The following is an 11,081-nucleotide window of genomic DNA, read 5'->3' as shown; positions in this document are numbered from 1 at the left end:
ACTACTTCAGCTAGCTCCTGATTTCGAGAGTTGGGCAACAACGACGGACTTTACGCTCACCACTCATGAATTAGTAGACTTTCTAAAGGAAACAGCCGAGCGATTCTTTGAGGAAAATTTAACCGTTACTTTATCAGCTTGTCGGGAAATCAAACGAGCTTGTCAGGATTTACAAAGCCGCGAGCAAGTATTAGACCTAGAACTCAGAGCGAATATAGAATCCTTGCTAGGGCGTACTGAATATGTGGATTATGCCAATCGGAATTTAGATATCGCTCTAGAGCATTATCAAAAAGGGTTAGAACTTTGGGAACAGAGTAATAATTTAGAGCGACAGGGGAAAATTCTCAGTGACATCACCTTGTGCTATTACCGGAAAGCACTTCATGGAGAAATCAACAACCCTGATTGGCAAGCAACTCGGCATTATCTGTGGCAATCTGTAGCAGTTTTTGAACAAGCTCAACGTCCAGATTTAGTCGCTAATTCCTTGCAGCTCTTTGGTCTAATTCTCCGAGGGTTACAAGATTGGGAGCAGTTGCAAACTCTGTCTCATAAAGCTTTGCAACTGCATCAAACTGAAAACAAACTCGTTGAACAGGCTCAGGATTATAGCTTTTTAGCTGAGGTAGCTTTAGCGAAAAAACGTTGGACTGAGGCCAAAGATTTTTCTCAGAAAGCATTAGAAGTTTTAGCTGGTGTTCCCAGCTTTCAATCACCTCATCATAGTTCAGGTTTTGTCTATTATTTATCGAATAAATCCGTAATTTCTTATACTCCCAGTCGATATTGGTTTCTTCTGGCACAGGCGCAAAAAAACCTAGAGCAACCACAAGAGGCGATTCGCAATCTAGAAGCAGCTAAAGAAGTCGGTAGTCCTAAATATGATACCCAACTATATCTCGACATCCTGTGCGATTTACAGAAACTCTATTTTGAGCAAAAGGAATATCTCAAAGCCTTTGAAACTAAGCTAGAGCGGCAATTGATTGAGCAACAGTATGGGTTTCGGGCGTTTGTTGGTGCAGGTCGGATACAGCCACGACGACAGACAAAATTGGCACTGACGCAAGTTGAAAGTCAGGAAACTTTAGCTCCAGAGATTACGGCTTCCGGTCGGGAGTTGGATGTGGAGCGTTTAGTTCGGCGGATAGGCGAGCCTAGCTACAAGCTAATCGTCATTCACGGGCAGTCTGGGGTGGGTAAAAGTTCCCTAGTCAATGGGGGGCTAGTGCCAGCTTTGAAACAAAAAGCGATTGGCACGTCTGATGTTTTACCTGTACCGATGCGAGTTTACACAAGCTGGGTTGGGGAATTGGGGAAATTATTGGCAGAGGCACTCTTAGAGAAGGGAATCGATTTACCCACTCCCCTTGATTCAGAAGCAGCTATCTTGGAACAGCTACAACAAGGTGAATCGCGCCATCTGCGGACGGTACTGATTTTTGACCAATTTGAAGAATTCTTCTTTGTCTATCCCACTACTGGCGAAAGGCGGCGATTTTTTGAATTTCTGGGAGAGTGCCTCAACATTTTGCCAGTGAAGGTAATCCTATCGTTGCGGGAGGATTACTTGCACTATTTGCTGGAGTGCGAGCGCCTGGACAGCATGAAGATGATTGGTAATGATATTTTGACACGGAATGTCCGCTATGGGTTGGGCAACTTTTCAGTTGAGGATGCGAAAGCAATCGTCGAGCGTTTAACCGAGCGAACTTATTTTCACTTAGAACCTGCGTTGATTGAGCAACTGGTGCGGGATTTAGCCGGTAATGAGGGGGAAGTGCGCCCGATTGAGTTACAAATCGTGGGGGCGCAGTTGCAAGCAGAGAACATCACCAAGCTAGCCGAGTATCAGGCGTGCGGTCGAAAGGAAGAACTGGTCAAGCGCTACCTGGCAGAAGTGGTGAAAGACTGCGGTGCTGAGAATGAGCAAGCGGCGGAGTTGGTGCTGTATTTGCTCACGGATGAAAAAGGAACTCGTCCTCTGAAGACTCGTACCGAATTGGAAGGGGATTTGCAGCCATTCGCGATAAAAACGAGCAAGTTGGATTTGGTACTCCAGATTTTTGTGGATTCTGGCTTAGTCGTGCTGTTGCCAGAACTTCCGGCTGACCGCTATCAGCTAGTGCATGACTATATCGCTACATTCATCCGCCAGCAACAGGAACCAAGATCGAAAGAATTAATGGTTGAGCTGAAAAAGGAACGGGAACAACGAAAGCTCAGTGAAGAAAAGCACAGTCGGTTTCTGAAACATTCTCTCATTGGCTCCGTTGCAGCTGGATGCGTGTTTGCAGTTCTGGCAGTTGCAGCCGTGAGATTGGCATTACGTTCGCAAGTTAGTGAAATCAATGCTCTCACTGCATCCTCAGAAACACTTTTGGCTTCAGATCGAGAGTTTGATGGATTGATGGAGAGTTTAAGGGCAGGAAAAAAACTCAAGCAGGCGGTTTGGGCAGACGCTAAAACTCAGCATCGAGTGTTAAGAATATTGCAATTGACGGCTTACAGCACCAGAGAACGCAGCCGTTTAGAAGGGCATCAAGGCTCGGTCAGGAGTGTAAATTTCAGCCCCGATGGCAAGCAACTGGCTACCAGTGATTCTGACGGCACAGTCCGCTTGTGGGATTCGTCGGGCAAGGAGTTGGCTCAATTTAAAGGCCACCAAGGCTCGGTCTGGAGCGTAATTTTCAGTCCCGATGGCAAGCAACTGGCTACCAGTGGAAAGGACGGCACAGTTCGCTTGTGGGATTTGTCGGGCAAGGAGTTGGCACAATTAAATGAGCATCAAGGCTCGGTCAGGAGTGTAATTTTCAGCCCCGATGGCAAGCAACTGGCTACCCAGGGAAAGTACGGCACAGTCCGCTTGTGGGATTTGTCGGGCAAGAAGTTGGCACAATTGAATGAGCATCAAGGCCCGGTCTGGAGTGTAATTTTCAGCCCCGATGGCAAGCAACTGGCTACCCGTGAAGGGAATGGTACTGTCCGCTTGTGGGATTTGTCGGGCAAGCCGTTGGTCGTATTCAGAGGGGATAAATCCAATGAAGTGGTGTTCAGCCCTAATGGCAAACAACTGGCTACCGCTGAAGGGGATGGTACTGTCCGCTTGTGGGATTTGTCGGGCAAGGAGTTGGCTCAATTTAAAGGGCATCAAGGCTCGTATTCGGGCATGTTGAGCGTGAAGTTCAGCCCCGATGGCAAGCAACTGGCGGCTGGTGGAGTAAATGGCTCAGCCCGCTTGTGGGATTTGTCGGGCAAGGAGTTGGCAGAATTTAAAGGGCATCAAGGCATAGTCTGGAGTATAATTTTCAGTCCCGATGGCAAGCAACTAGCGACCAGTGGAGAGGATGGCTCAGCCCGCTTGTGGGATTTGTCGGGCAAGGAGTTGGCTCAATTTAAAGGACATCAAGGCAGTGCCTGGATTATAACTTTCAGCCCCGATGGCAAGCAACTGGCTACCCGTGGTGGAGAGGGCGGCACTGCCCACTTGTGGGATTTATCGGGCAAGGAGTTGGCACAATTTAAAGGCCATCAAGTCCCGGTCAGGAGTGTAATTTTTAGCCCCGATGGCAAGCAACTGGCGACCAGTTATGCTGACGGCTTAGTCCGCTTGTGGAATTTATCGGGCAAGGAGTTGGCTCAATTTAAAGGCCATCAAAACGGGGTCGGGAGTGTAATTTTCAGCCCCAATGGCAAGCAACTGGCGACCAGTGGAGAGGATGGCTCAGCCCGCTTATGGGATTTGTCGGGCAAGGAGTTGGCACAATTTAAAGGCCATCAAGGCTGGGTCGGGAGTATAATTTTCAGCCCCGATGGCAAGCAACTGGCGACCAGTGGAGAGGATGGCTCAGCCCGCTTGTGGGATTTGTCGGGCAAGGAGTTGGCACAATTTAAAGGCCATCAAAACAGGGTCACAAGTGTAATTTTCAGCCCCGATGGCAAGCAACTGGCAACCAGTGGAGAGGATGGCTCAGCCCGCTTGTGGGATTTGTCGGGCAAGGAGTTGGCACAATTTAAAGGCCATCAAAACAGGGTCACGAGTGTAATTTTTAGCCCCGATGGCAAGCAACTGGCGACCAGTGGAGAGGATGGCTCAGCCCGCTTGTGGGATTTGTCGGGCAAGGAGTTGGCACAATTTAAAGGCCATCAAAACGGGGTCACAAGTGTAATTTTCAGCCCCGATGGCAAGCAACTGGCAACCAGTGGTTCTGACGACACGGCCCACTTGTGGGATTTGTCGGGCAAGGAGTTGGCACAATTTAAAGGCCATCAAGGCTGGGTCGGGAGTATAATTTTCAGCCCCGATGGCAAGCAACTGGCAACCAGTGGTTCTGACGACACGGCCCGCTTGTGGGATTTGTCGGGCAAGGAGTTGGCACAATTTAAAGGCCATCAAAACGGGGTCGGGAGGGTAATTTTCAGCCCTAATGGCAAGCAATTGGCGACCAGTGGAGAGGATGGAACGGTTAAGTTATGGCAGGTTGAAGGATTCGATGAACTTAGGGTGCGAGGTTGCCATTGGGTGCAGAATTATTTGAGGAACAAACCGAAATTAGAGACGAACAGCTTGGATGTTGAAAAGAGCGATTACAACCTCTGCGATGGTGTAAAGAGAGATTGGTTAGTAGAGGGTGATGAGTTGGCACAAACAGGCGACATTCAGGGAGCAGTCGCCAAATTTCAAAAGGCACGAGAGAAAAATCCTACACTACCGATCTCTCCAACAGAAAGAGCAAAACGGTTAGCAGCCCAAGCTATTGCTGGTAAAGCAGATATTTTGTTAGTGCAGCATAAATTCAAAAAAACGGTTAAGTTCAACGACGTGCTTACAACCTACACCGACGCCCAAAAGCTCGATGCAAATGTTGACATCTCTGCCGATTCTTGGAACACCCTCTGCTGGGACGGTAGTCTGCGCGAGTATGCCAAGCAGGTAATGTTTGCCTGTGAAAAAGCCGTAGCACTTGCTCCTGATGATGCTAATTATCGGAACAGCCGTGGTCTTGCCAGAGCTAGAGCAGGCAACACCAAAGGAGCGATTGAGGACTTTCAAGCATACATCACTCAAACTGATGATAAGGAAAGTAAAGCACAACGGCAGCGTTGGATTAATGCTCTACGTGCTGGTAAAAATCCATTCACGCCTGAAGAAATTAAGAGTCTACTCAATCAGTAGAAAATGATAAAGTCCAACGCTAGCCTAATTCGCATACCTGTACCGAGTGGAGAGAAGTCCCAACGCAATTGACAAGAGCGGCAATCTGTATCTCTAAAATGGAGTGAAGGCGATCGCGAAGTGCTGCTGCGTTAGCGGAGCGGCTCTGAAAGAGCGATCGCAAATCGCGCTTCCGATGTAGAACTCCAAAAACTCGCACAAAGGCAGGTTAAACCGAACAGGCAAGCGTGGGAGAGGGGAAACTGGTGGATTTCGACTGGCTGAGGATTTGAAGGGGAGACGACAGCAGAAGCGATCGCGCTGATTACATCTAGCGATTACCCAAGACCAGTACAGGTTTTTTACTTCACTAGAGGCTACACAGATGCAACAGGTGTCTTTTTAGAGGATTCGCTAGACTCTAGTGATTGGCGTAACTCAGCCTCACTCTGCACCTCAAGGATTGCCTTACCGATCGGATCAACCGCCTTTAAAACCAGTTGTCCTTTGTTCTTGCCACTCAATTCAATAACTTTTTCACCCAATTCGTCTGCGGTAAACCAGTAAAGCTTGTTGTTGCAAAAAATTAAGTATTTACCTAGCAGCGTTGAATCAAAGTTTTTCTTTCGGAGATACTCAACAACTTTCTTAATCTCCTGCATAGATAGCTTCTTTCTCAGAGTGGCAATAGTTCTCAGTTCCAAGATTTGATTCCATCTGTAGAGTACGGTTGGACGATGACCGTTACCACCAAGCTTGGTGGGTTTGACAATACCAGATTTGTCCAGACGGCTTAGCTGCCCTGAACTGAGTCCTGTCAAGTCTAAAGCTTGTTGTCTTGTAAATACTCCTTCCATGTCTCGCCACCTGCCTTTCGGCACTAACCTCTGCGTCAGTAATCTAAGACGCAGTTTTCTCTTGTAAGTTTAATATCTCGGTTTTTTATATCTATAACCATCATATCTGTAATGTGGTTAGCATTATTAACATCCCATCCGACAAAGCTTCCGCAACTCTGTTTCGGTTATTGCCAAAATCGAAACAACATAGCTACAATGAAAGCACCTGGAGTGACAGCTCTAGGCGCTTTCATACCCAAACATGAATGCTTAGGGGGTTATTACTTCTTCTGGAAGCCTACCTCAAGCATTCTTATAGCGTCAAGGCTTCCAGAAATGGAGAAAATATGATCTTGGTGACTTATGACCTTATTAGTCCCGGACAAAAATACCAAAGGCTTATTGAGGCAATTACGTCTATGGGAGAGTCCTGCCACTGCTTGGAGTCTACTTGGTTGCTGAAAACCAGCCTGACTGCCGAGCAAGTGGCTACTCGTCTCCGACAGCAGATTGATGGTAATGACAAGTTACTGGTTACTGCATTTAACCCGCACAACAGCAACGGATGGTTGTCTCAAGAAGCCTGGAACTGGATTTATGGCTATGTGAATCGTTAGCCACTCCAGTAAACCAGTAGTCCCTATAGTTAGCCCTTGGTCATGAATCAAGGGCTTTCTTTTGTGGGTTTAATACTCTATCCTTGGCAACTTTAGCTGGATTGGTTCTATCTCTTGGTGTTTGGCATTGGTACCAAGCTACTCAGCAGCTTCACCGAGCGCCTGAGTAGCGACTTTGGCTTCCGCTTCGGCTTGTGCCTGATTCTGACGGATTTTGTAGAAGAGCCTAAATGTAGGTTAGTAGCCATTCATCGAACCAGCAATGAGCGGGGATATGGAGAGCAATCTAATCTATTGATCTGATCACGGGTGATGAACAGGCGATCGCATCTGAGCAGCGAGCAGAAACCGCAGAGGAGAGATTGGCTAGACTGGCTGAGCGGTTGAGGGAACTTGGGGTTGACCCAGATTTAGTATAAGTTTTTGGGTGGACTGTTGCCCAAACCAATTGTCTGTTTGGAGTAAATCAGTTCAACTTACGCCACACATATCTGCAAGCCCCTTCAATGTCATATTTTGGGCGATGATATCATGCGGAATCAGAACGTAGCTCCAGGGTTTTCCACCATTACTCTGCATATACTCCGACGCATTTTGGCACCACTTGACTGCGGCATCTTTTTTAGCAATCACTTCAGGATCATCCATTTCACTCCGCCTCTTGGGTTCGAGCATGTAGATGACATCAGCAGTTTCAGCAACAAAATCTGGTTGGTATTCTGGGTGATCTCCGTTCCAACGGTAATAAATTTGGAATTGCCCCTTCGCTGGCTTAAACCATTTAATCGCTTCCCGCTCTAAAATTACAGACAACATTCGTTCTGTGTCAGATTGAAACTTTTGTACAGAGTAAAGACACTTAGAAAAACCACCGAAAAGATATTTAGCCATATTACTTTTATCGGTGGGTGCCTGACGATAATCGAGCGGAGATTCATCAGCTGCTGTAGTGTAAGCACTTGGCTTTAAGGCTGTAAATTTTCTCCTAATTCTGACTTCGTAATCAACAGCTTCTTCCCAAAAGTGCTGCAACATCTGAGTGTGAACAAACTGGGCAATATCACGTTGATAAAAGCGCAGTACGTTCCTTGCATCGTCTTCAGAGAGATAGGAGCAGACGTGCCTTACAACTTGTCCTGCTAAATCATACAGAAGATCAGAGTGTTCATCGTAAGAAATATCGTTGAAATCCACCAAACCACTCACTACATAGTCTTCTAAGCGTATCTCTTCAATTCCACCTTTCTGAAGTCCAATAATCTCAAGTCGATTTGTTCTGAGATGTTGAACCCATAATTCATCGGAGGGTGGGGGATAGTTTAGACTAGCAAGTTCTAGAGTAAAGGGTTTAAAACCTGACTTAACTTCGCCTGTAGGCAACACAATAATACGTGGAATATCGATCGTCTCTTGGATTACAAGATTTGTGGTTTTGGCGATAATCTCTTCCACGTTAGGCTGTGTGAGAACACCATCTAACTCTAGCTGTGCAGGTTGGTATTCCCTGATAACAGCCTCTCGAACCATTTCCTGTACCTCTGGCGACAAAAGATGAGCAGTCGTAGGTACAGTATCAGGGTACTTTTCCAGTTTAAGAATAGCTCCATAAGCAATTTGAGCAACCTTCTGTTCTTCGGGTGATGTGAAGATAGGCTGCACTGTTGGAGCTATTGTTGGAGATGATGTTTCTTGGCTATTATTTGTCACTTGCACTGGTTGAAGCCCCAATTTACTTGCAAGCTGAGGTTGTGAAACCAGAGTGACCGTTTGCTGTTTCAATACTTCTGGAGCCAGAATAACTTGTTGCAACCGAATAGTGGATTCTGAGCGATTCGCTTCATCAACAATCTCTTGAAATTTATCGTGGGCTACGATGTTCAGACGATCAACGGTTATGACACCAGTCCGTTTACCGTATGGCAGGCGCAATCCCCGTCCAATTGATTGTTCGATGAGGATTCGGGCGTTTGCAGCCCGTAGCGGGACAATTGTGTAGAGATTGGTCACGTCCCAACCTTCCTTCAGCATATTGACGTGTACCACAATTTCAGTAGGTTCTTCCGTCTGCTCAACCTTGAGCAGGCGTTCCACCATTTCATCTTCTTGTGCGCCTGTCTTACTGGAATCAACCTGAATTACTTTATTTTCGTAGCGCCCCTCAAAAAAGCTTATAGATTGAATCAGTTCAACAAGTTGTGCAGCATGAGTGGTATCGCGAGCAATCACAAGAATAAATGGCTTCACGATCTGGTTTCCAGTTTCACGAGCATAAGTCTCTAGTTCAACTTTGATGCTCTCGTGCAACCGTACCCCATCCTTCAGCTTGAGGTGTTCAATTTGTTCTGGCGACATCCCGGCAGGATTAAAGTCTTTACGGGTCACAACAGCAGGTTCTTTTACGAAACCATCAACTATTGCACGACCGAGCGGATAATCGTAAATAACATTCTTAAACGGGATAGCACCTCGGCTTGTTTCTATAAATGGCGTTGCTGTTAACTCCAGCCCTAAAACTGGCTTTAGCTCATTAATGGCACGCACTCCGGCTGAGGCACGATAGCGGTGCGATTCATCCATGAGGATGACTAAATCATCTAGCTCAGCCAAATAGTTAAAATAGCTATCACCAATGTATTCTGACAGTTGTTTAATACGCGGGCTTTTGCCACCTCTGACCTCAGAATTGATTTTAGAAATATTAAAGATGTTGATTTTGCATTTAACGAAGTCGGTAATGGTCGCTGACTTTTCGTAGTTGCCACCTGTAATGATTTCGGGGGCATCGATCGCAAACTCAGCAATGCCTTTAAGGACGTACTTGGACGTATTAGGGGTAAAGTCTGTGATTAGCTTGTTGTAAATCGTGAGGTTGGGTGCAAGGACAAAGAAGTTTTTGATGCCGTGGGCTAAATATAGGTAGCTAACGAAGGCACCCATTAGTCGAGTCTTGCCTACACCCGTTGCCAACGAAAAGCAGAGTGATGGAAAATCTCGCTCGAAGCTACTGACAGTGGGGAACTCGCTTTGAATCGCTGCCAGTCCTGCTGCTAAATCTGTGTCTTTCTTGGGTGGCAGGATCTCACAAATCCGACTCAGTATCTCTAGGGATTGCCGCTGGGGTGGACGGAGGCTCAACCGACCTGAAATAGCGTTTACATGGCGATTCATTCAATGCTCTCCAGATCAAAGAGGGATTGCTGTCCCAGTTTGGGCGGTGCTTGCGGCAGGTTTTCAACCTTGAGGCTGTAGTCATCGTGCCCCCATTCGCAACGAGAAAGTACCTGTTTGGGGATTTTTCTGACAGTCAAATTTGTAAAGGCTTCGGTGTTACCTCGAAAAGCAGTGCATAGCACCAGCAAGGTTTTGTCGCTACCTACCTCTTCAGAAAGCTGGGCAAGCTGGTCATGACTCAGATTTTGAGTGGTAACGTAAATAAAATCTTGTTCGCTGGAGTAGCCGTGCTGCCAATAGAAGGTATCAGAGGGCGCATAGGTAAAGCCTTCGATCTTGCACAGTGCCTCTGCCAGCATTGCGGGGTTGTAGGTTTTGTTAATTACCCAGTTGCCCCATTTATCTTGCTCTAACAACGAGGGGGCAAGACGATAGTAGCGAAAACCACCACCGCCTTTCCAGCCTACCGCCTCAGTGATACCGCCTTTGTCGTCACCATCAATTACCTTTTTGAGCCGAGGAATAATGTGGGTATGGCAATGTTCACCCAGTTCTACCATGATCCACCGCCGACCCATCTTATGTGCAACTGCGCCAGTTGTGCCAGAACCAGCGAAAGAGTCGAGAATTATATCGCCTTCTTCTGTACAAATTTCCAGGACACGCTGAACCAAGTCTTCAGGCTTTGGTGTGGCAAAAACTCTATTCTCACCAAACAGTAATTTTTGATGCGCTTTAGTTTGGCGGGTTGTATCAAGGTCATTCCAGATTGTTGGATATGGACGAGCAGGGTTGTCCGGCGCAAACTCTCGTGTGTAGGGAATCCAATGCTTTATGCCGTCGCGCTCACGTTTTTTCCATATCAGTTCTTTCCTTGAGATTAATTCTTCAACTCCTTGCTTTCCAAGTGCCCAACGTGCCTCCCGTCCATCGTCATGAATTGGAAAAACTTCTGTCCCATCTGGTGCAATAATCGGAAAAAACATTGACGGGCGATCGGTTTTCAGGCTACTCTTTCCATTTTTCTTAAGGAGTCGATCTCGATAAGGTCGATCTGATTCAGAGTCAGGTTTTCGATATGCGGCGAGGATTGAGGAGTCTTGCTGTTGCTTAAACTTAGAATTTCCTAACTTCTTGCTAAAACAGAGAACATACTCGTGGTCGGGTGTAATTGAAACTTTATTACGGCAGATTGCAGGTATATAGAGTACATTGAGGTCAGTGCATGAACAGGTAGAATGAAACCTTACTCCATCGACTTTCGAGAAAAAGTAGTCAAAGCATACGAACAAGAAA

At 46.7% G+C, this 11,081-nt stretch carries 6 protein-coding genes; 3 read left to right on the top strand and 3 right to left on the bottom strand.

The genetic code is table 11. The features are described from left to right. A partial coding sequence (locus tag NDA03_RS27495; protein ID WP_348239795.1) for a hypothetical protein occupies positions 1-5,179 on the top strand: 5,179 nt, incomplete at its 5' end. A 356-nt stretch (positions 5,180-5,535) separates the two neighbouring features. Here NDA03_RS27495 and NDA03_RS27490 read toward each other — a convergent pair. Next, entirely contained in the window at positions 5,536-6,015 is a 480-nt protein-coding gene (locus tag NDA03_RS27490) for a MerR family transcriptional regulator (RefSeq protein ID WP_348239794.1), read from the bottom strand. A 248-nt stretch (positions 6,016-6,263) separates the two neighbouring features. Between NDA03_RS27490 and NDA03_RS27485 the strand changes: the two genes are divergently transcribed. Together NDA03_RS27485 and NDA03_RS27480 are read left to right on the top strand one after the other, a co-directional pair. Next, positions 6,264-6,614 (top strand): hypothetical protein, encoded by a 351-nt coding sequence (locus NDA03_RS27485; RefSeq protein ID WP_348239793.1) that lies wholly within the window; start codon positions 6,264-6,266, stop codon positions 6,612-6,614. 114 nt (positions 6,615-6,728) lie between these two features. Beyond that, on the top strand, positions 6,729-6,917 hold the full coding sequence (locus tag NDA03_RS27480) for a hypothetical protein (RefSeq protein ID WP_348239792.1): 189 nt from the start codon (positions 6,729-6,731) through the stop codon (positions 6,915-6,917). Positions 6,918-7,085: 168 nt separating this feature from the next. Here the strand turns inward: NDA03_RS27480 and NDA03_RS27475 are convergent, their stop codons facing one another. Together NDA03_RS27475 and NDA03_RS27470 are read right to left on the bottom strand one after the other, a co-directional pair. Beyond that, entirely contained in the window at positions 7,086-9,782 is a 2,697-nt protein-coding gene (locus tag NDA03_RS27475) for a DEAD/DEAH box helicase family protein (protein WP_348239791.1), read from the bottom strand. Next, on the bottom strand, positions 9,779-11,081 hold a 1,303-nt coding region (locus tag NDA03_RS27470; RefSeq protein WP_348239789.1), incomplete at its 5' end, for a site-specific DNA-methyltransferase. The genes NDA03_RS27470 and NDA03_RS27475, both read right to left, overlap by 4 nt.

Source organism: Trichocoleus sp. Lan (assembly GCF_039961855.1).
Classification (GTDB): Bacteria; Cyanobacteriota; Cyanobacteriia; order Cyanobacteriales; family FACHB-T130; genus FACHB-T130.
This window is presented reverse-complemented; position numbering and strand designations above follow the sequence as displayed.

Coding starts and splice junctions, on each gene's coding strand:
- NDA03_RS27490 (WP_348239794.1), bottom strand. CDS start 6,015: ATGGAAGGAGTATTTACAAGACAACAAGCTTTAGACTTGACAGGACTC.
- NDA03_RS27475 (WP_348239791.1), bottom strand. CDS start 9,782: ATGAATCGCCATGTAAACGCTATTTCAGGTCGGTTGAGCCTCCGTCCA.
- NDA03_RS27485 (WP_348239793.1), top strand. CDS start 6,264: ATGCTTAGGGGGTTATTACTTCTTCTGGAAGCCTACCTCAAGCATTCT.